Raw genomic sequence first — 17,989 nt, forward strand, 5'->3', positions numbered from 1 at the left:
CTCGGGCCCGCGGGCACGGTTCCTGGAAGTCGGGTACACAATGGATGCTGCACCGCATCAATCCAGCCCGACATCCCGAGGGAATCATGCACCTTCCGATGAGTTTCCTGTGGCCGCAAACCCTTTGGCTGCTGTTCGCCTTGCCGCTGCTGGTGCTGGCCTATGTCTGGCTGCTGCGGCGCAGGAAGGTGCGGACGCTGCGCTTCTCCAACCTGTCCACCGTGCGGCAGGCGATGGGCGGCGGCATCCACTGGCGGCGCCATCTGCCGCCGGCACTGCTCCTGATGTCCATGGCCGCGCTGGTGCTGGCCGCGTCGCGGCCGATGGCCAGGATCGCCCTGCCCTCCGACCATGCCACCATCATGCTGGCCATCGACGTGTCGCTGAGCATGCGCGCCAACGACGTCAAGCCCAACCGGATGGTCGCCGCGCAGGAGGCCGCCAAGGCCTTCCTCCAGGAATTGCCTAAGAACGTGCGGGTCGGCATCGTCACCTTCGCGGGCTCGGCCCAACTGGTGCAGCCGGCCACGCTGAACCGTGAAGACCTGGTCGCGGCGATCGACAAGTTCCAGATGCAGACCGGCACGGCCGTGGGCAGCGGCATCGTGGCCTCGCTGGCCGAACTGTTCCCCGAGGAAGGCATCGACCTGGGCGAAATGACATTCGGCGAGCGGCGCCAGCGCGGCAAGCCCCTGGACGCGACCGGAAAAGCCGATCAGCCTCCGAAGAAGGAAGTTGCACCCGTGGCGCCGGGCTCCTATACCTCGGCCGCCATCATCCTGCTCACCGACGGCCGGCGCACCACCGGCGTGGACACGCAGCAGGCCGCAAAGATGGCGGCGGACCACGGCGTGAAGGTGTATGCCGTGGGACTGGGCACGGTGGACGGCGAGGTCGCGAGCTCCGAAGGCTGGTCCATGTACCTGCGGCTCGACGAACCCAGTCTCAAGGCCGTGGCCGCGACCACCCAGGGCGAATACTTCTACGCCGGCACGGCGGAGAACCTGCGCACGGTGTACGAGCACCTCAGCACCCGCATGCGGGTGGAGGCGCGCGAAACCGAGTTGTCGGGCCTGCTGGCGCTGGCCGCGGCGCTGCTGGCGGTGGTGGCGGCGGCGCTGTCGCTGTGGTGGTTCAACCGGACGCTCTAGCGCTGGCCAGCAACCCGGCCACCCGCTCGCCGATGGCCAGCGAACTCGTGAGGCCGGGCGACTCGATGCCGAACAGGTTCACCAGGCCCGGCACACCGTGCACGGCCGGCCCCTGGATCACGAAGTCGTGCGCGGCCTCGTGCGGCGCCTGGATTTTGGGACGAATGCCGGCATAACCCGGGATCAGCGCGCCGTCGGCCAGACCGGGCCAGTACTTGCGGACTTCGGCGTAGAAGGCGTCGCCGCGGGCCGGATCGACCACCAGGTCGTCGGGTGAGTCCACCCATTGCACATCCGGCCCGAACTTGGCCTGGCCGCCGAGGTCGAGCGTGAGGTGCACGCCCAGACCCGCCGCTTCGGGCGCGGGATAGATGAGCCGGCTGAACGGCGCGCGCCCGGCCAGGGTGAAGTAGTTGCCCTTGGCGAAATAACTCGGCGGCACGTGCTCCCGCGCCAGTCCGTCGAAACGCAGGGCCAGTGCCTGCGCACCAAGTCCGGCGGCGTTGACCACGCTGGTGGCCAGCAGCTCGGTGCCGTCCTGCGCCACGAGCGCGATACCTTCCTGCGTGCACGCGGCACGGTCGAGCGCCGAATTCAGCACCACCAGGCCACCCGCATGTTCGAGGTCGCCTTGCAGCGACAGCATCAGCGCGTGGCTGTCGACGATGCCGGTGCTCGGCGAGAACACGGCGCCGACGCAGCGCAGCGCAGGCTCCATGGCCTGGGCCTCGGCCGCGCTCAGCAGCACCAGGTCGTCCACGCCGTTGGCCGCGGCCTTCTGGATGATGCCCTGCAAAGCGGCCATCTGCGCGGCGTCGGTGGCCACGATGAGCTTGCCGCAGCGGCGGTGCGCCAGGCCGCGCTCATCCAGGTAGGCGTACAGCCGTCGCTTGCCTTCCACGCACAGTTGCGCCTTGAGCGAGCCCTGCGCGTAGTAGATACCGGCATGGATCACCTCGCTGTTGCGCGAACTGGTGCCCGTGCCGATGCCGTCGGCTGCCTCGAGCACCATGACCTCGCGCCCCTGCAACGCCAGTGCACGCGCCGCCGCCAGGCCGACCACGCCGGCCCCGATCACCACACAATCGACGCGGTCCATCACAAGGCCCTCGGGTCGGTTGTGCGCAGCAGCTCGACCAGCGAGCGCAGGCTGGCCTGCAGCGGCGCGAAGCCCTCGGTGATCTCCAGGGTTTCCTCGACCATGTACAGCTTGCGGTTGATCTCGACCTGGATGCTGTGGCGGTGCGCGGCCGGATCGCTGTGGCGCCGCACCAGTTCCACGCCCTTGTAGGGATGGTTGTAGGCCACGTCGTAGCCGAGGCCTTGCAGGTGGTCGACGATGAGCCGCGACAGCGCCGGGCTGGCCGTGGTCTGGTCGCGGTCGCCGATCACGAAGTCGGCATGTTTCTCGCCGGGGAAGCCGGTGGCGAACTTCGAGGCCACGGCCGGCATCGAATGGCAGTTCAGGTGGATGCTGTAGCCGTGGCGCGCGTGCGCCGCCCCGATGGCTTCGGCCACGGCCGCGTGGTACGGCGTCCAGCAGCTGGCGATGCGCGCCTCCACCTCGGCCACCGAGAGCTTGCGCCGGTAAAGCGGCATGCCGTCGTCGGTGGTGCGCCAGATCAGGCCCTTGCCGAGCCGTACCTTGGCCATCACCTGCGGGTCGGTGGCCACCGGATGCGGCCAGGGTGCGTCGAGCAGCGACACGTCCATTTCGGTGGTGTCGCGGTTCGCATCCAGGTAGCTGCGCGGGAAGTGCGCCTCGATCCAGGCCGCGCCGAGCGCGGGCGCGAAATCGTAGAGTTTCTCGACATGGGTGTCTTCGGCCTGGCGCAGCAGCATGAAGTCGCAGGCGTGGTCGAAATCGTCGGGGTAACACACGCCACTGTGCGGCGAGTCGAGTACCAGAGGCGTGGTGCCCGGCACATGGTGTACGGAGGTTTGTCTCATGGAATCATTGTGCCGCACGAAGCCGGATGGCGACCGTTCGCGACCTTGCCCGGTCGCCTGCGACGTGTCGTTCAGGTTGAAGTAATACGCAACACTTGTCTGTGCTTTGATGCAAATGCACGGTCTTTTTACCGTTTCACGCGCCGTGAAGCATGAAATACTGCGACTGCACCCAATTTGTTGTGCGGGGATTCGGCCCGCTCAGCACCTGCGCTAAGGAATGGAAATGATAGAGCTGCATTACTGGCCGACGCCCAACGGATGGAAGGTCTCCATCATGTTGGAGGAGTGCGGCCTGCCCTATCGCATGGTCCCGGTGAACATCGGCCGGGGCGAGCAGTTCACACCCGAATTCATGGCGCTGCTCGGGCCGCACCACCGCATGCCGGCGCTCATCGACGACCATCCCACCCAGGGCCGCACGCCGATCGAGTTGTTCGAAAGCGAAGCGATCCTGATGTACCTGGCGCAGAAAACGGGCCGTTTCCTCAGCACCGAGGTGCGCGCTCGGCACGAGACGCTGCAGTGGCTGATGTGGCAGGTGGGCGGCCTTGGGGTGATGGCCGCGCAGAACGGCCATTTCCTGGCCTACGCGGCCGAAAAGATTCCTTATGCGATCGAGCGCTACGGCCGCGAGGTCCACCGCCTGTATGGGGTGCTGGACGCCCAGCTCGGACGCACCGGCCAGTTCGTGGCCGGGCCGGAGTATTCGATCGCCGACATCGCCATCCTGCCCTGGGTGCGCATCCACCGCGCTCAGAAGGTGACGCTCAAGGATTTTCCGCAGGTGCAGCGCTGGTACGACCAGGTATCGCAGCGGCCGGCGGTGAAGCGCGGGCTGGCGCTCGGCCGCGAGCTGCGGGCGCCGGTACTGAGCGAGGAAGCGCGGCGGGCTTTGTTCGGCGCCGCAGCGCCAAACGGCCCGCGGGAATCACCGGCCGGTTGAGCCTGCGCCGCCGAGCGTGGCGGTCTTCTGGTCGAGCACGGCTTCGGGCTCGTTGGCTTCCACCCAGGTCTCGTTGTTCAGGCCGGCTTGCAGACGCTGGTTGTCGAGGTCGCCCGTCCACTTGGCCACCACGATGGTGGCCACGCCATTGCCCACCAGATTGGTCAGCGCGCGCGCCTCCGACATGAAGCGGTCGATGCCCAGGATCAACGCCAGGCCGGCCACCGGCACATGGCCCACGGCCGACAGCGTGGCGGCCAGCACGATGAAGCCGCTGCCGGTCACGCCCGCCGCACCCTTGGAGGTCAGCAGCAACACCGCCAGCAGGGTGAGCTCCTGCGACAAGGTCAGTGGCGTGTTGGTGGCCTGAGCGATGAACACCGCCGCCATGGTCAGGTAGATCGAGGTGCCATCGAGGTTGAACGAATAGCCGGTGGGAATCACCAGGCCGACCACGGACTTCTTGGCGCCGAGGTTCTCCATCTTCTCCATCATGCGCGGCAGCACCGATTCGGACGATGAGGTGCCGAGCACGATCAGCAGTTCCTCCTTGATGTACTTGACGAACTTCCAGATGCTGAAGCCGTGCAACCGCGCCACGATGCCCAGCACCAGGAACACGAAGATCAGGCAGGTGCCGTAGAACGTGCCCATCAGCTTGCCGAGCGAAAACAGCGAGCCAATGCCGTATTTGCCGATGGTGAAAGCCATCGCGCCGAAGGCGCCGATCGGGGCCACCTTCATGATGATGCCGACGATGTCGAACAGCACGTGCGAGATTTTCTCGATGAAGTCGAACACCATGGTGCCGCGACCGCCGAACTTGTGCAGCGCGAAACCGAACATCACGGCGAACAGCAGCACCTGCAGGATCTCACCCTTGGCGAAGGCGTCCACCACGGTGGACGGAATCACGTTGAGGATGAAGTCGACCGTGCCCGTCATCTTGCCCGGCCCGGTATAGGCCGAGATGCTCTTGGTGTCGAGCGTGGACGCATCGACGTTCATGCCGGAGCCGGGCTGGATCACGTTGACCATGATCAGGCCGACGATCAGCGCCAGGGTGCTCATGATTTCGAAATACAGCAGGGCCAGGCCGCCGGTCTTGCCGACCTTCTTCATGTCCTCCATGCCGGCGATGCCGACCACCACGGTGCAGAAGATGATCGGGGCGATGATCATCTTGATGAGCTTGATGAAGCCGTCGCCGAGCGGCTTCATGGCTTCGCCGGTCTGCGGATAGAAATGACCCAGCAGCACACCGATGACCACGGCGGTCAGCACCTGGACGTATAGCGATTTGTAGAGGGGACGCTTCCCGGCGGGAGCGTTGGCGTGAAGAGGTGCAGAACTCATGTCGGATGGTCTCGAGTGATGAGCCGTTCAACCAGCGAACGGCCTGTGGTCAATCTAAACCCACAATTTTAGTAAGCCATTGGGGAAACTACAGGGTTCCATTCCGCCGACAGCTTGATTTGCACCGTAAAGTAACGGCCGCCGCGCTACGCCATGCGGTCGCGGCGGGCCAGCGACGGGAACAGACGCGTCCAGGCCGCCGCCACGAGCAGGGTGCCGATGCCACCCAGCACCACGGATCCGACCGGACCGAACAGCGCCGCCGTGGCGCCCGACTCGAATTCGCCCAACTGGTTGCTCGCGCCGATGAACACGGAGTTCACGGCGCTGACACGGCCGCGCATGCCGTCCGGCGTCTCGAGCTGCACCAGGGTCTGGCGCACCACCACGCTGACCATGTCGGCCCCGCCGGAGATGGCCAGCACCAGCATCGACAGCCGGATGTCGCGCGACACGCCGAACACCAGCATGCACACGCCATACAACCCCACCGCCAGCAGCAGCGTGCGGCCCACGCGCCGCTCCAGCGGCCAGCGCGTGAGCACCACCGATGTGACGAGCGCGCCCACGGCAGGCGCCGCCCGCAGCAGGCCCAGGCCCCAAGGGCCGGTGTGCAGGATGTCCTTGGCATACATCGGCAACAGCGCGGTGGCGCCACCGAGCAGCACCGCGAACAGGTCGAGCGACACCGCGCCGAGCACCGGCTTGCGCTGCCAGATGAAGGACACGCCGGCCAGCAGGCTCTGCACCGTCACGGGCTCCCGTGGCGCCGGCGTGTGTCCGTAGCGGAGGCCGCCAACCAGCACGCCGCCGATCAGGAACAGGACGGCGCAGGTCGCGTAGACCGCGCTGGCACCGGCCACGAAGATCACGCCGCCGAGGGCCGGCCCGCCGATGATGGCCGACTGCATGCCGGCCGAACTCAGCGCCATGGCGCGTGGCAGCATTGCCGGCGGCACCAGCATCGGTGTCAGCGCCTGCTGCGCCGGCATCTGGAAAGCACGCGCCACACCCAGCGCCACAGACACGGCGAGCAGCAGTTCGCGGCTGGCCCAGCCACCCTGCGTGCCCAGCACCAGGGTGATGGCTGCCAAGCCCTGCGTGGCCAGGCAGGCCGCGACGATGTGGCCGCGGTGGACTCGGTCGGCGACATGGCCGGCCACCAGGGTCAGCAGCAGCGCCGGCACGAACTGGTACAGGCCGACCAGGCCCAGATCCCAAGCGCTGTGCGTCAGGTCGTACATCTGCCAGCCCACGGCCACCATCAGCATCTGGTTGCCGGTGGTGCCGAACAAGCGCGCGAACCACATGCGGACGAAGGCGCGCTGGCGCAGCAGCGCGGAAAGACTGAGATCAGGCATCGGCCGAGCTTATCAGCAGAGCGATGCCGGTCCGGCTGGGCCGGCATACGGCGCCCCGGCGCAGCCTGTCAGCGTCGCGAGACGGTCTCGTGGGTTTCCTGGGTCTCGTGGGTTCCGTGGGTCTCGGTGTGATCGGGGCCAGGCGCGCCATCGGGCGACTGCGGCGTGAGCACCACCTTGTCGACGGCATAGCCCCATTGCGCCGCCTTCGCCAGCCAGCGCCGGCGCTCGGCCTGGGGCAGCGATGGCGCGCGCGACAACAGCCAGAGATATTCGCGGTCGGGCGTGCCGACCAGTGCCACTTGATAGTCAGGGTCGATTTCGAGCACCCAGTAGTCGGCCCAGACGGCAGACAGCCAGCTGAGCCAGCGCGGGGCGAAACGCACTTCGAGCTGGCCTTCCGGCGAGCCCAGCGCGGCCACGCGACGGCCCTCTCCTTCGACCTCCCGGGATCCGCCATTCGCCGTGCGGCAGCCATTCACCACCTTCAGCCCCCCGGCTTGCGGCGTGTAGCGCGCGATCACGTCGGAGGCGCATTCCCGCTGGAACACGTTGGGCAGGCGTGCCTGTTCGAACCAGGCGCCGCTATAGCGCTGCAAGTCGAGCTTCTGCACCACCGGAGGCCCGGATGGCCGGGCACCAGCCAGGGCCAGATCCGCAGTGGCGGTTTCGCCGAAGGCAATCGACGCGGCCGCGGTGAGCGTAGCCACAGCGGCCAGCGCGGAGTTGAACAGGGCTTGCATGATCGTGGGCTGGTTGTTCCGACGGGATCACGCCCGTCGCTCACAAATTGTTGCCACGGATGCTGCACCGCGCGGTGGGTCCGCGGCGGAAAGTGCCGTGGGAACTGGCCTACAGCGGCGCGACTGTAGGCCGAGTCCTACGAACTCCGACCCTCGGCACTGGCACAATGCAATGGATCGAGGCGGTACGTTCAAGAGAATGCTTTTCAAATCCTTCGGCTACCGGTTTGGACTGCACGCGATCGATGAAGATGCATAGCACCAACCGCTTGACATGGGCTAAACGTGGGACTGAGAACATATATCGTCGAAGACAATCCGACGATTCGCGAAAATCTGATCGCCACGCTGGAAGAACTGGCGGGCATCAAAGCCGTAGGCACGGCCGAAACCGAAAACGAGGGGAAGGCGTGGTTGTCGGAGCATGCAGCCGACTGGGATCTGGCGATCGTCGATCTCTTCCTCAAACAAGGCAGCGGGCTCGGGGTGCTGTCCGCGGTGCGGCAACGCCTGCCGGGCCAGAAGATCGTGGTGTTGAGCAACTATGCCACCGCCGACATCCGCAAGCGCTGTGAGCAACTCGGGGTCGATGCGGTCTTCGACAAATCCAATGAAATCGACGCCCTGATCGACTTCTGCGTCGAACAGGCGGAGAGATCTTGATTCCAGGATCTGAAGCCGCCTGATGCCGCTCAGGCCATCAATCGATCAGCTTGTTCTTCAGCGCGTAGTAGGTCAGGTCGCTGTTGGACGCCAGGTTGAGCTTCTCCATCAGACGCGTGCGGTAGGTGCTCACCGTCTTCACACTCAGCGAAAGCGTATTGGCGATGTCTCCTGCCGTCTCGCCCTTGGCCAGCTTCAGGAACACCTGGAACTCCCGCTCCGACAGTTGTTCGTGCGCCGGTGCGTCGCCCTTGCGGTTGATCTGCTGAGCCAGCAGTTCGGCCACCGCCGGCGTGATGTAGCGCCGGCCCATCGACACCGTGCGGATCGCGTTCACGATCTCCATCGGGTCGCACTCCTTGTTCAGGTAGCCGCTCGCGCCCTGGCGGATCAGGTTCATCGCGTAGTGCTCCTCGGGATAACCGCTGAGGATCAGGATGCCCAGGTCCGGCGCCTTGGCGCGGATCATGGCCAATACGTCGATGCCGGTCTGCCCGGGCATGGACAGATCCATCAACAGCACGTCCATCTCGGTGTTGCGCACCAGGTCGATGGCCTCGCGGCCGCTCGCGGCCTCGCCCACCACACGCAGGTCCACGTGGTCGGAAAAAAACTGCTTCAGTCCGGAACGGACGATGGCGTGGTCATCCACAATGCCGATCTTGATCATCTGGATCTCTCTCTCTTTTGGGTGCCTGCAGCCGCAGGCATGAACTTGAATTTGCAGCGGTTGCGGTCATATCGGCCGATTGCACGTTGCTCATTATTCACGAATTAACTGGCTTAAGTCACTGGACACGTCTATGCGATGGTTTTCTATTCCAAAGATGGCGATCAGCCTGCCGCTTGCGGTGGCTGCCGCCTGTGTTCTGGTCGGCATCAACGAGACGGCCTACAAGCGCTCGGTCGATGCACTCAGCAGCATCTCCGAGGCGCAGCAGACCAGCAGCGAGCTCAACAAGCTGCTGCAGTACATGCTGGACGCCGAGACCGGACAGCGCGGCTACCTGCTGACCGGTGATGCGCGTTACCTCGAGCCGTACCAGCTCGCCACTTCCAACCTCAACACCAACCTCGACACGCTGCGCCGCCTGTACATGCCGCATCCCGAGGAACTGGCCGGCTTCGCGATGCTGTCGCGCAGCGTGCAGGGCAAACTCGCCGAGATGGACGTGAGCGTGCGCCTGCGCAAGCAGGGCAATGACGACGCCTGGAAATTCGTGCTGACCACCGACGTCGGCAAGGAGCAGATGGATGCGATCCGCAACCAGTCCTACCAGCTCATCGACGTGAGCCGGCATCGGCTGTCCAGCGGGCAGTCGCAGATCACGCAGTCCCTGCAGCTGTCGCGCATCGGCATCGCCATCGTCGCCGTCATCGGCCTGCTGGCCTTCTACATGTACCTGCGCCAGACCAATGCCCTCAAGGCGGTGGACCAGCGCGAGCAGCAGAGCCTGCAGCGCGAACGCGACCTGCTGGGCCAGCAGGTCAAGGAACGCACGGCCACGCTGGCCGAACTGGCCACCCACCTGCAGCAGGTGCGCGAGGAGGAACGCGGCCATCTTGCGCGCGAACTGCACGACGAGCTCGGCGCCCTGCTCACCGCCGCCAAACTCGACGTGGCGCGGCTCAAGTCGCGCATGGGCAGCGAGTCGCCCGACGCGGTGCAGCGGCTGCAGCATCTGACGGAAACGCTCAACAGCGTGATCGCGCTCAAGCGCCGCATCATCGAGGACCTGCGCCCCTCCTCGCTGTCCAACCTCGGCCTGCACGCCTCGCTGGAAATCCTCACGCGCGAATTCGGCGACCGCTCCGGCCTGCCGGTCACCACCAACCTCGAGCCGGTGGAGCTCGACGAATCCTCGCAACTCACCGTCTACCGGCTGGTGCAGGAGTCGCTCACCAACATCGGCAAATATGCGCAGGCCAGCCAGGTCACGGTCAGCATGCAGAACTATGGCGGCCACATCTCGGTGGACGTGGGCGACGACGGCCGGGGTTTCGACTCCAGCCACTTCTCGCCTTCGGGCCATGGCCTGACCGGCATGCGCCATCGCGTGGAGGCCGCCGGCGGCAAGCTCACGATCACCTCCTCGGTGAGCGGCGGCACCCACATCTCCGCCGTATTGCCCACCAGCAAGCCGGCGGCTTCGGCGACTTGAGCCGCATCGCCGCGCGGCCGGCCGCACCGTCGGCCCGGTCCTACGCGCAACCCGCGCAGCGGATGACGCGGCGAGCCGCCCCAGACTGATCGGCTCTCGACAGCAGTGTCTTTAACCTAGCGGCAGGCGATTCGATTCCGAGTCCCAATGCAACCCAAGGGCCTCGACCCGACTAGGAGAAACAAATGCTGCATTACTCCGTGGTGTTCCTCGTCATCGCGCTCATCGCGGCCATCTTCGGTTTTGGCGGCATCGCCGCCGGTGCCGTGGAAATCGCCAAGATCCTGTTCTTCATCTTCGCCATCATGGCCGTGGTGAGTTTCGTCATCAGCCTGCTCAAGAAGAGTTGAAGCTGCCTCCTCTTGCAAGAACATTTTTATAAGGACATCGCCATGTACTCCCCTTTCTCCAAGACTGACGACCTGAAGTCCGCCACCCGTGACCTCTCCGACACCGTGTTCCAAACGGCCGAAGAAGCCGTGACCAGCACCCGCGACCTGGCCAACGACGCGATCGGCCGGGCCGACCGCAAGGCCCGCGACCTGCGCGCCAGCATCGATCCCGCCATCGACCACATCGCCAGCCGGGCCCAGGAACTCGCACGCCGCAGCAGCGCACTCGCCCAGGATGCACGCGCCAAGGCGCAGCAGCGCCTTGCCGAATACGCCGACGTGACCACCCGCTACGTGGCCGAGCAACCGGTCAAGTCGGTGCTGATCGCCGCTGCCGCCGGCGCCGTGATCGCGGCGCTGCTGGTCTCGCGTCGCAACCACAACGACTACTGACCGCCCCGCAGCCCGTCGACCAGAAGCGGCCTCGCCTTTCCTAAACACCATCAGCCACCCAAGCCGCCCGCCATGTTGCATCCCATCTTTTCCACGCTGGTCACACGACCGGATCTCATCGTGGACCATCTCTCGGGCTACACCGCCCTGCTCGGCGAGGAAACCAAGTCCGTGGGTACGGAGCTCGTCGTCAAGGCGATGGCCTGGGTGATGATGGGCTTGATGCTGATGTTGTGCCTCACGCTTGCCGGCACCGCGGTGATGCTGGGCGTGATGCACGGCCACTTCCACTGGGCACTGGCGGCGGTGCCCGGCGTGGCGCTGCTGTTGGCGCTCGTCGCCTTCGTGCTCGCCAGGAAACCGCTGTCGGGCGGCCACTATGCCGAATTCAAGTCGCAGATCGAAAGCGATGTCGCCACCTTGCGCGCCGCCGGAGGCCATCATGGACGTTGAAGGCCTGGACATCACCTCCCTGAGTGCCAAGCAACGCCTGGCCCTCAGCCGCAACGCCATCTCCCGCCACATGGCGAGGGGCCGCCTGCCACAGCACGATGAAGACGAACGCATGAGCGAAGATCCGGCGCTGGCGCCACGTGGCACCTGGGGCAAGCTCAAGTTCCTGGCGCGCAGCTGGTGGCGCAACCATCCAGTCAACTACGCGGTGCAGATCGCCCGCCCCTCGATCGATGAATACGCGGCCCAGGAGCCGTTCAAGATGGTCGGAATCGCGGCGGCCGTGGGCGCCGCGGCGATGGTGATCAAGCCGTGGAAGATCCTGCCGTTGACAGCCCTGCTGCTCGCGCCTTTGAAATCGTCGGGATTCACCTCGACCGCCGTGACGCTGTTCGCACCGCCGAACGCGGACGGGGCATGAAGTCCGCTATCCTTTTTTGCAGCCGGGTCGGCGTGGTGCCGCAGACCCGGATGTCTTTCAACTACGCACCGACACAAACTCAAAATATCTGAAGGAATCATCATGAAATACGCTCGTGCTCTCGCTTTCGCCGCCCTGGCCGGTATCACCATCGTCACCACCGGCTGCGCGGTCGTCCGCGACCAGCAATCGGCTGGGGCGTACGTGGACGACGCGGCAATCACCACCAAGGTGAAGGCCCAGTTCGTCGAATCCAAGGCCGTCGATGCCGGCGCCATCAACGTGCAGACGTTGAACGGCACGGTGGCGCTGTCCGGCTTCGCCAAGTCGCAAACCGAAAAGTCTGCCGCCGAATCGATCGCTCGCGGTGTCAAGGGCGTCAACAGCGTGCGCAACAACCTCGTGATCCGTCCTTAATCCCGGCCGTCGAGGCCAGGACCGCGGGGCGTGCCCCGCCGGACCTTCAAGGGCAGGCATCTGGAACGTCCAGAGCCTGCCCTTTGTCTTTGCACATCTTGCGGCGAAGGATCCGGCGAAATGCCACCGCCTGGCCGGTCGTCGCGGCCCTCCTCCCCAGCTTCTAGGGCATAAAAAAACTGCCTCCGTGGAAGCAGTTTTTTGGCCCCTGTCACCAGGATCGGATCAGCCAGCCGGTGCCGTCAAGTTGTTGGTCACCGATGTCACACCCTTGACCCCCTGTGCGATCGAGGTGGCGCGTTCCTTCGCGGCAGCCGACGGGGCCGGTCCGCTGAGGCTGACCGCGCCGTTCTTGGTGTCGACGTTGATCTTGATGGCGCTCAGGTCCGGATCTTTCACCAGCGCGGCGGAAACCGATGTGGTGATCGCCATGTCGTCCACGGTGTTGGCCACCGCGTTGGCGGCCTCCTTCGCGTCGGCCTTGGCTTCACTGCCCGAACCCTTCATCGAGGATTCGGCGGAGGCCATGGCGTTCTTCGCGTCGTTCTTGGCTTCACCCGCCGCCTGTTCGGTCTTGGCCACGGCGTTGTCGAGCTTCTGTCCCACGGTCTGGCCGCCGTCCTGCTTGTTGCAGGCCGACAGGCCCAGGGTCAGCGCCAATGCGCCTGCCGCCACCAGGGTCGTGCGCAGGCCTGGGTTCGCTTGCTTGAATTGATGCATTTCTGTCTCCCGGTCAAATGGCGACCGGCCGCCGAAGCGGCTGGCCGGTGCGGATCACAACTTGTCGACGGCTTTCTTGGCGGTGTCCTTGGCCTTCTCGCGGGCATCGCCCACGGTGGCCTCGACCTTGCCAATGCCCTTCTGAACCTTGCCTTCGGCTTCCAGCCGGTCGTTGCCGACGGCCTTGCCAGCGACTTCCTTCACCTTGCCGGCGACCTGGTCGACGCGGCCGGAAACTTGGTTCTTGTTCATGTCAAATCCTTTGCGGTGGTTTGCGGTAACTGACACCCGTCATCTACCTGTGATCACTATCATTTAAGCTGTGCTCGACAGGTGTCGGCGTTGCCTGAGACTGCTGTAGGACACCAGGAAAAACCTGCGCGCCCAGCCGGGAGCAAAGCCAACGGAAAGCCGCCGTTTTACCCCCACAATGGCCCCCTATGGAAACCACTGAAAATATCAAAGAAAGCAAGCTCGCCCAGGCCTGGGCCGACCTTCAGGCGCACGCCAACAACGGTGATCCCCTGGCCGCGGACGCCTACCGGCTGGCCTTCGCCGATCCCGAGTTCCTGCTGCGCCGCGAGACCCGCGGCATCCGCTTCCAGCTCGAGATGCTCAAGCCCGACCTGCAGCAGCAGCAACTCGGCATCGAAAACACCATCGTCGTCTTCGGCAGCGCGCGTTTTCCGGCACCGGAAGATGCGCAGAAGGAACTGGCCGCCGCACGCGCGAGCGACGACCCGGCCATGCGCAAGGTCGCCGAGCGGCGCATGCGCAACGCCCATTACTACGACCAGGCGCGGCTGTTCGCGCGGCTCGTCGCAACCTACAGCGCCGGCCGCGAAGCCGCCGATCGCCTCTACATCTGCACCGGCGGCGGGCCGGGCATCATGGAGGCGGCCAACCGCGGCGCGCACGAGATGGGCGCGCTCACCGTCGGCCTGAACATCGCGCTGCCGCACGAGCAAAGCGGCAACCGCTTCGTCTCGCCGGAACTCAACTTCAAGTTCCACTACTTCGCGCTGCGCAAGATGCATTTCATGATGCGTGCCAAGGCGCTGGTGGCTTTCCCGGGCGGTTTCGGCACGCTCGACGAACTCTTCGAAGTGGTGACGCTGGTGCAGACCGGCAAGGCCAAGCCGGTGCCGATCATCTTGTTCGGCTCCGACTACTGGAAGCGCCTGCTGAACCTGGACGTGTTGATCGAGGAAGGCGCGATCTCGCCCGAGGACCTGAAGCTGTTCCAGTACGTGGACGAGCCGCAGGCCGGCTGGGACGCGATCAAAGCGTTCTATCAGCTGGAGGCTTGAGCAGCCAGGCGCCGCGGGCGCTGCCACCCACGAAGGCGCCGACGATCCAGAACAGCCCGGCCACGCCGATGAGCGAGCTCAGGGCGCCGAACAGCATCGGCATCAGCACGCTGGAGGCGTTGATGCTCATGAGCCGCAGGCCCAGCGCCTCGCCGTGGCGGTGCTCGGGCGTGATCTGGTGCAGCGTGCTCATCACCATGGGCTGCACCGAGCCCAGCGCCAGGCCGAGCAGCACCGACACCAGGCCCATGGTCCAGGCGGTCGGCAAGAACGGATACACCGCGAACAGCACCGCCGTGGCGACCATCGCCCCGGTGATCACCGCCCATTCGCGCAGCCGCTCGGCCAGCAGCGGCATGATGACGCGCACGGCGGCCGCGGCGATGGCGAACGCGCCGAGAATGCCACCGATCAGGGACGCACTCAATCCGCGCTCGTGGCCCAGGATCGGCACGACGAAGGTGTGCACATCCCAGCACGAGGACAGCGCCCAGTTGACCAGCAGCAGGCGGCGCAGCATGGGCTCGTGCAGCAGGTCCCACACCCGCGGCTTTGCAGCGCCCGGCACATGCGGAATGCGCGGCAGCTCTTTCGCCGTGCGCACCAGCAGCCAGCTGACGATGGGCAGCAGCGCCATGGCGGCGAACGCGGTCCGGTAACCGGACAGCGCGCCGGCCGTGGCGCCGGCGTGGTCGATCATCAGGCCGGCACAGAAGGGCCCGAAGAAATTGGAAAACGCCGGCCCGGTGGCCAGCCAGCTGAACACCTGCTTGAGTTGGGTTGCGCCCTCGGCGACACGGCCCACATGGCGCTGCAGCACGATGGAGGCCACGCCGGTGGCGCCGCCCGTGGTGAGCGCCGCGAAGCACAACACCGGGTAGATCGGGAACACCGCCGCCAGGCCCGCGCCGAGCACGGCGGCGACCACCGCATAGATCACCGGCCGGCGCAGACCGTGGCGGTCGGCATAACGTCCGGCCGGCAGCGCCAGGAACACCTGGGTCAGCGCAAACAGCGCCAGCAGGAAGCCGACCGGCATGGCACCATAACCCTGACTCAGCGCGAGCAACGGCGCGGCCAGCCGGGTGCCGGCCATGCAGGCATGCACACAGACGTGGGCCAGGATCAGGCGGGCCAGGGCAGCGTTCATGCTTCAAGCCTCATGAACTGCCGGTGGACGCATCTTCTTCGTCTACCGCATCGATGGCCAACAAGGCCTTGGCCTGCGCGTCGGGCAGCGCCTCCACGACCTTCAAGGCGCGGCGCAGCTGGCGCGTGCGCGTGTCGGCCTTGTCCAGCGTGTCGGAGGCTTTCTGCACCTGTTCGCGGATGCGCGCCACCCATTCGCCGTAGCGCTCGAATTCCGTCTTCACCGCACCGAGCACCTTCCACACCTCGCTGGCCTGCTGCTCCAGCGCCAGCGTACGGAAACCCATGTGCAGGCTGTTCAGCATGGCCAGCAAGGTGGTCGGGCCGGCGAGTGTCACGCGGTGGTCGCGCTGCAGGCTGTCCATCAGGCCCGGACGGCGCAACACCTCGGCATACAGGCTTTCGATCGGCAGGAACAGGATGGCGAAGTCGGTGGTGTGCGGCGGCGCGAGGTAGCTTTCGGCGATCGATTTCGCCTCGGCGCGGATGCGCGCTTCCAGCGCCTTGGCGCTGATTTCGGCGGCCACGGCGTCGGCCCGTTCGTGCGCGTCGAGCAGGCGCTCGTAGTCGTCGCGCGGGAACTTGGCATCGATCGGCAGCCACACCGGCGCGCCGTCGCCATCCGAACCTTGGCGGCCGGGGAAGCGCACGGCAAAGTCCACGCGCTGGTTGCTGCGCGGCTTGGTCTCGACCTGCTTGCCGTATTGCTCGGGCGTGAGCACCTGTTCGAGCAAGGCCCCGAGCTGCACCTCGCCGAAGATGCCGCGCGTCTTCACATTGGTCAGCACCCGCTGCAGGTCGCCCACGCCCTGCGCCAGCGACTGCATCTCGCCCAGGCCCTTGTGCACCTGCTCCAGCCGGTCGGCCACCTGCTTGAAACTTTCGCCCAGCCGCGCCTCGAGCGTGGTCTGCAGCTTCTCGTCCACCGTGTGGCGCATCTCGTCGAGCTTGGCGGCATTGCTTTGCTGCAACTGGGCGAGTTGCGATTCGAGCGTCGCGCGCACCTCGCCCAGGCGCCGCGCATTGGCCTCGCTCAGGTTCTGCAACTGCGTGGTGAGGGTGTCCGAGAGCGTCTTCTGCAGCAGCGTGAGTTGCTGCGCAAACGCGTCGATCTGCGCGTTCTGCGTGCGCAGTGCCTCGCCGCTTTGCTGCATCAGCGTGCGCTGGAAAGTGGCCATGTTGCCGGCCAGTTCCTGGCGCGCGGCACGACCGGATTCCGTGATTTCGCGCCGCAGTTCACGCTCGATGTGTTCGTTGCCCTGCTGCACGCCAGCCAGCACCTCGGCCGGATCGAAGCGCGGCGCGCCCCGCAGCAGCAGCACCGCCAACAGGATGAAATTCAGCACGGCCAGACCGATGGCGATCCAGCCCAGCGCAGACAGGTCAAACGGCATCGATACTATCTATTTTGTAGCTAATACCGCAGGATTGATGGGCGTGAGCGGCTTGTTTTCCTCAAAGAATCCGATCAGGTTGTCGCTGGCCAGACGGGCCATGGCCATGCGGGTGGGCACGGTGGCGCTGGCGATGTGCGGCGTGAGCACCACGTTGGGCACGTCCAGCAGCGCGGCATGCACCACGGGTTCACCTTCGAACACGTCCAGGCCCGCGGCGGCGATGCGCTTCTCGCGCAGGGCCACGGCCAGCGCCGCATCGTCCACGATGCCGCCGCGCGCGATGTTGACCAGCGTGGCGCTGGGCTTCATGAGCGCGAGTTCGGCCGCGCCGATGGTGTGGTGCGAAGCCGCCGAATACGGCACCACCAGCACCACGTGGTCGGCGGTCTTCAGCAGTTCCTCCTTGCCGACGTAGCGGGCCTTGCATTCGGCTTCGAGCGCCGGGTCGAGCCGGGAGCGGTTGTGGTAGATCACCTTCATGCCGAAGCCGTGCGCGCCCCGCTTGGCGATACCCTGGCCGATGCGGCCCATGCCGATGATGCCCAGGGTGCTGCCATGGATCTCGGCACCGGTGAACATGTCCACCCCCCATTTGGTCCACAAGCCGGCGCGCAGGTAATGTTCGCTCTCGGTGATGCGCCGCGCCGTGGCCATCAGCAGCGCGAAGCCGAAGTCGGCGGTGGTTTCGGTCAGCACGTCGGGCGCGTTGGTGGCCAGTACGCCGGCGGCCGTCATGGCGTCGATGTCGAAGTTGTTGTAGCCGACCGCCATGTTGGCGCAGATCTTGAGATCCGGGCAGGCCTCGAGCACCTCCGCGTCGATGCGTTCGCTGCCGGTGGTGAAGGCGCCGGCCTTGCCCTGCAGCCGCTCGATGAGACCGGCCTTGGTGAAGACGGTGTCCGACGGGTTGGCTTCGACGTCGAAATGCTGTTCGAGCCGGGCGATGATTTCGGGAAAGACGGCGCGGGCGACGAGGATCTTGGGCTTGGACATGTTGGGAATGGT

Annotated in this window: 21 protein-coding genes; 10 read left to right on the forward strand and 11 right to left on the reverse strand. The window is 65.8% G+C overall.

The window, feature by feature from the left end; translation table 11 throughout:
• Positions 1-98 precede the first annotated feature (98 nt).
• Positions 99-1,151, forward strand: coding sequence for a VWA domain-containing protein (locus tag RD110_RS16215; protein ID WP_076200433.1), 1,053 nt, complete (start codon positions 99-101; stop codon positions 1,149-1,151).
• Here RD110_RS16215 and RD110_RS16220 read toward each other — a convergent pair.
• Complete coding sequence (locus RD110_RS16220) at positions 1,135-2,250, reverse strand: NAD(P)/FAD-dependent oxidoreductase (RefSeq protein ID WP_204249979.1); 1,116 nt, start codon at positions 2,248-2,250, stop codon at positions 1,135-1,137. The genes RD110_RS16215 and RD110_RS16220 overlap by 17 nt on opposite strands.
• Complete coding sequence (locus RD110_RS16225; RefSeq protein ID WP_076200435.1) at positions 2,250-3,101, reverse strand: N-formylglutamate amidohydrolase; 852 nt, start codon at positions 3,099-3,101, stop codon at positions 2,250-2,252. Before RD110_RS16225 ends, RD110_RS16220 begins: the two co-directional genes overlap by 1 nt.
• A 226-nt stretch (positions 3,102-3,327) precedes the next feature.
• Between RD110_RS16225 and RD110_RS16230 the strand changes: the two genes are divergently transcribed.
• On the forward strand, positions 3,328-4,047 hold the full coding sequence (locus RD110_RS16230) for a glutathione binding-like protein (protein ID WP_076205113.1): 720 nt from the start codon (positions 3,328-3,330) through the stop codon (positions 4,045-4,047).
• Here RD110_RS16230 and RD110_RS16235 read toward each other — a convergent pair.
• The 3 genes from RD110_RS16235 to RD110_RS16245 all read right to left on the reverse strand — a co-directional run bounded on the left by RD110_RS16235 (position 4,033) and on the right by RD110_RS16245 (position 7,507).
• Positions 4,033-5,403, reverse strand: a complete 1,371-nt coding sequence (locus RD110_RS16235) for a dicarboxylate/amino acid:cation symporter (RefSeq protein ID WP_076200436.1) — start codon at positions 5,401-5,403, stop codon at positions 4,033-4,035. The genes RD110_RS16230 and RD110_RS16235 overlap by 15 nt on opposite strands.
• Positions 5,404-5,549: 146 nt before the next feature.
• The gene (locus RD110_RS16240) at positions 5,550-6,764 is read right to left on the reverse strand and encodes an MFS transporter (RefSeq protein ID WP_076200437.1); all 1,215 of its coding nucleotides are present in this window, start codon (positions 6,762-6,764) and stop codon (positions 5,550-5,552) included.
• A 68-nt stretch (positions 6,765-6,832) separates the two neighbouring features.
• Complete coding sequence (locus tag RD110_RS16245; RefSeq protein WP_076200438.1) at positions 6,833-7,507, reverse strand: lipocalin family protein; 675 nt, start codon at positions 7,505-7,507, stop codon at positions 6,833-6,835.
• Between the two features lie 285 nt (positions 7,508-7,792).
• On the opposite strand from RD110_RS16245, the gene RD110_RS16250 reads away from it, so the two are divergent.
• Positions 7,793-8,170 (forward strand): response regulator, encoded by a 378-nt coding sequence (locus RD110_RS16250; RefSeq protein WP_076200439.1) that lies wholly within the window; start codon positions 7,793-7,795, stop codon positions 8,168-8,170.
• Positions 8,171-8,207: 37 nt separating this feature from the next.
• Here RD110_RS16250 and RD110_RS16255 read toward each other — a convergent pair whose 3' ends face one another.
• Positions 8,208-8,840, reverse strand: coding sequence for a response regulator (locus tag RD110_RS16255; protein ID WP_076200440.1), 633 nt, complete (start codon positions 8,838-8,840; stop codon positions 8,208-8,210).
• Positions 8,841-8,973: 133 nt separating this feature from the next.
• Between RD110_RS16255 and RD110_RS16260 the strand changes: the two genes are divergently transcribed.
• From RD110_RS16260 to RD110_RS16285, 6 genes are all read left to right on the forward strand, one after another.
• On the forward strand, positions 8,974-10,332 hold the full coding sequence (locus tag RD110_RS16260) for a sensor histidine kinase (RefSeq protein ID WP_076200441.1): 1,359 nt from the start codon (positions 8,974-8,976) through the stop codon (positions 10,330-10,332).
• 185 nt (positions 10,333-10,517) lie between these two features.
• On the forward strand, positions 10,518-10,682 hold the full coding sequence (locus RD110_RS16265) for a DUF1328 domain-containing protein (protein ID WP_076200442.1): 165 nt from the start codon (positions 10,518-10,520) through the stop codon (positions 10,680-10,682).
• A gap of 42 nt (positions 10,683-10,724) precedes the next feature.
• A complete protein-coding gene (locus RD110_RS16270; RefSeq protein WP_083686311.1) occupies positions 10,725-11,117 on the forward strand; it encodes a hypothetical protein in 393 nt (130 codons plus the stop codon).
• A 72-nt stretch (positions 11,118-11,189) separates the two neighbouring features.
• Positions 11,190-11,570, forward strand: a complete 381-nt coding sequence (locus RD110_RS16275) for a hypothetical protein (protein ID WP_076200443.1) — start codon at positions 11,190-11,192, stop codon at positions 11,568-11,570.
• Positions 11,560-11,991 (forward strand): hypothetical protein, encoded by a 432-nt coding sequence (locus tag RD110_RS16280; RefSeq protein ID WP_083686312.1) that lies wholly within the window; start codon positions 11,560-11,562, stop codon positions 11,989-11,991. The genes RD110_RS16275 and RD110_RS16280 overlap by 11 nt, the downstream gene beginning before the upstream one ends.
• A 102-nt stretch (positions 11,992-12,093) precedes the next feature.
• Positions 12,094-12,408, forward strand: coding sequence for a BON domain-containing protein (locus RD110_RS16285; protein WP_076200444.1), 315 nt, complete (start codon positions 12,094-12,096; stop codon positions 12,406-12,408).
• Between the two features lie 225 nt (positions 12,409-12,633).
• On the opposite strand, the gene RD110_RS16290 is transcribed toward RD110_RS16285, so the two are convergent.
• Together RD110_RS16290 and RD110_RS16295 are read right to left on the reverse strand one after the other, a co-directional pair.
• Complete coding sequence (locus tag RD110_RS16290; protein ID WP_076200445.1) at positions 12,634-13,128, reverse strand: BON domain-containing protein; 495 nt, start codon at positions 13,126-13,128, stop codon at positions 12,634-12,636.
• A gap of 54 nt (positions 13,129-13,182) precedes the next feature.
• Complete coding sequence (locus RD110_RS16295; RefSeq protein WP_076200446.1) at positions 13,183-13,380, reverse strand: CsbD family protein; 198 nt, start codon at positions 13,378-13,380, stop codon at positions 13,183-13,185.
• Positions 13,381-13,568: 188 nt separating this feature from the next.
• Here RD110_RS16295 and RD110_RS16300 point away from each other — a divergent pair, with 188 nt between their 5' ends.
• On the forward strand, positions 13,569-14,438 hold the full coding sequence (locus RD110_RS16300) for an LOG family protein (protein WP_076200447.1): 870 nt from the start codon (positions 13,569-13,571) through the stop codon (positions 14,436-14,438).
• On the opposite strand, the gene RD110_RS16305 is transcribed toward RD110_RS16300, so the two are convergent.
• From RD110_RS16305 to RD110_RS16315, 3 genes are read right to left on the reverse strand one after another with little or no spacing between them, the layout of a single operon-like run.
• On the reverse strand, positions 14,410-15,588 hold the full coding sequence (locus RD110_RS16305) for an MFS transporter (protein ID WP_076200448.1): 1,179 nt from the start codon (positions 15,586-15,588) through the stop codon (positions 14,410-14,412). The genes RD110_RS16300 and RD110_RS16305 overlap by 29 nt on opposite strands.
• Positions 15,589-15,598: 10 nt before the next feature.
• Entirely contained in the window at positions 15,599-16,981 is a 1,383-nt protein-coding gene (locus RD110_RS16310) for a DNA recombination protein RmuC (protein ID WP_076200449.1), read from the reverse strand.
• A gap of 9 nt (positions 16,982-16,990) precedes the next feature.
• The gene (locus RD110_RS16315) at positions 16,991-17,977 is read right to left on the reverse strand and encodes a 2-hydroxyacid dehydrogenase (RefSeq protein WP_076205120.1); all 987 of its coding nucleotides are present in this window, start codon (positions 17,975-17,977) and stop codon (positions 16,991-16,993) included.
• Between the last annotated feature and the right edge of the window lie 12 nt (positions 17,978-17,989).

The organism is Rhodoferax koreense (assembly GCF_001955695.1).
Classification (GTDB): Bacteria; Pseudomonadota; Gammaproteobacteria; order Burkholderiales; family Burkholderiaceae_C; genus Rhodoferax_B; species Rhodoferax_B koreensis.

Bases quoted from the DNA above. Each gene is read 5' to 3' on its own strand.
- RD110_RS16285 (WP_076200444.1), top strand. From the start codon at position 12,094: ATGAAATACGCTCGTGCTCTCGCTTTCGCCGCCCTGGCCGGTATCACC.
- RD110_RS16255 (WP_076200440.1), bottom strand. From the start codon at position 8,840: ATGATCAAGATCGGCATTGTGGATGACCACGCCATCGTCCGTTCCGGA.
- RD110_RS16295 (WP_076200446.1), bottom strand. From the start codon at position 13,380: ATGAACAAGAACCAAGTTTCCGGCCGCGTCGACCAGGTCGCCGGCAAG.
- RD110_RS16290 (WP_076200445.1), bottom strand. From the start codon at position 13,128: ATGCATCAATTCAAGCAAGCGAACCCAGGCCTGCGCACGACCCTGGTG.
- RD110_RS16280 (WP_083686312.1), top strand. From the start codon at position 11,560: ATGGACGTTGAAGGCCTGGACATCACCTCCCTGAGTGCCAAGCAACGC.
- RD110_RS16270 (WP_083686311.1), top strand. From the start codon at position 10,725: ATGTACTCCCCTTTCTCCAAGACTGACGACCTGAAGTCCGCCACCCGT.
- RD110_RS16235 (WP_076200436.1), bottom strand. From the start codon at position 5,403: ATGAGTTCTGCACCTCTTCACGCCAACGCTCCCGCCGGGAAGCGTCCC.
- RD110_RS16225 (WP_076200435.1), bottom strand. From the start codon at position 3,101: ATGAGACAAACCTCCGTACACCATGTGCCGGGCACCACGCCTCTGGTA.
- RD110_RS16215 (WP_076200433.1), top strand. From the start codon at position 99: ATGAGTTTCCTGTGGCCGCAAACCCTTTGGCTGCTGTTCGCCTTGCCG.
- RD110_RS16300 (WP_076200447.1), top strand. From the start codon at position 13,569: ATGGAAACCACTGAAAATATCAAAGAAAGCAAGCTCGCCCAGGCCTGG.
- RD110_RS16305 (WP_076200448.1), bottom strand. From the start codon at position 15,588: ATGAACGCTGCCCTGGCCCGCCTGATCCTGGCCCACGTCTGTGTGCAT.
- RD110_RS16265 (WP_076200442.1), top strand. From the start codon at position 10,518: ATGCTGCATTACTCCGTGGTGTTCCTCGTCATCGCGCTCATCGCGGCC.
- RD110_RS16315 (WP_076205120.1), bottom strand. From the start codon at position 17,977: ATGTCCAAGCCCAAGATCCTCGTCGCCCGCGCCGTCTTTCCCGAAATC.
- RD110_RS16240 (WP_076200437.1), bottom strand. From the start codon at position 6,764: ATGCCTGATCTCAGTCTTTCCGCGCTGCTGCGCCAGCGCGCCTTCGTC.
- RD110_RS16220 (WP_204249979.1), bottom strand. From the start codon at position 2,250: ATGGACCGCGTCGATTGTGTGGTGATCGGGGCCGGCGTGGTCGGCCTG.
- RD110_RS16230 (WP_076205113.1), top strand. From the start codon at position 3,328: ATGATAGAGCTGCATTACTGGCCGACGCCCAACGGATGGAAGGTCTCC.
- RD110_RS16310 (WP_076200449.1), bottom strand. From the start codon at position 16,981: ATGCCGTTTGACCTGTCTGCGCTGGGCTGGATCGCCATCGGTCTGGCC.
- RD110_RS16245 (WP_076200438.1), bottom strand. From the start codon at position 7,507: ATGCAAGCCCTGTTCAACTCCGCGCTGGCCGCTGTGGCTACGCTCACC.
- RD110_RS16260 (WP_076200441.1), top strand. From the start codon at position 8,974: ATGCGATGGTTTTCTATTCCAAAGATGGCGATCAGCCTGCCGCTTGCG.
- RD110_RS16275 (WP_076200443.1), top strand. From the start codon at position 11,190: ATGTTGCATCCCATCTTTTCCACGCTGGTCACACGACCGGATCTCATC.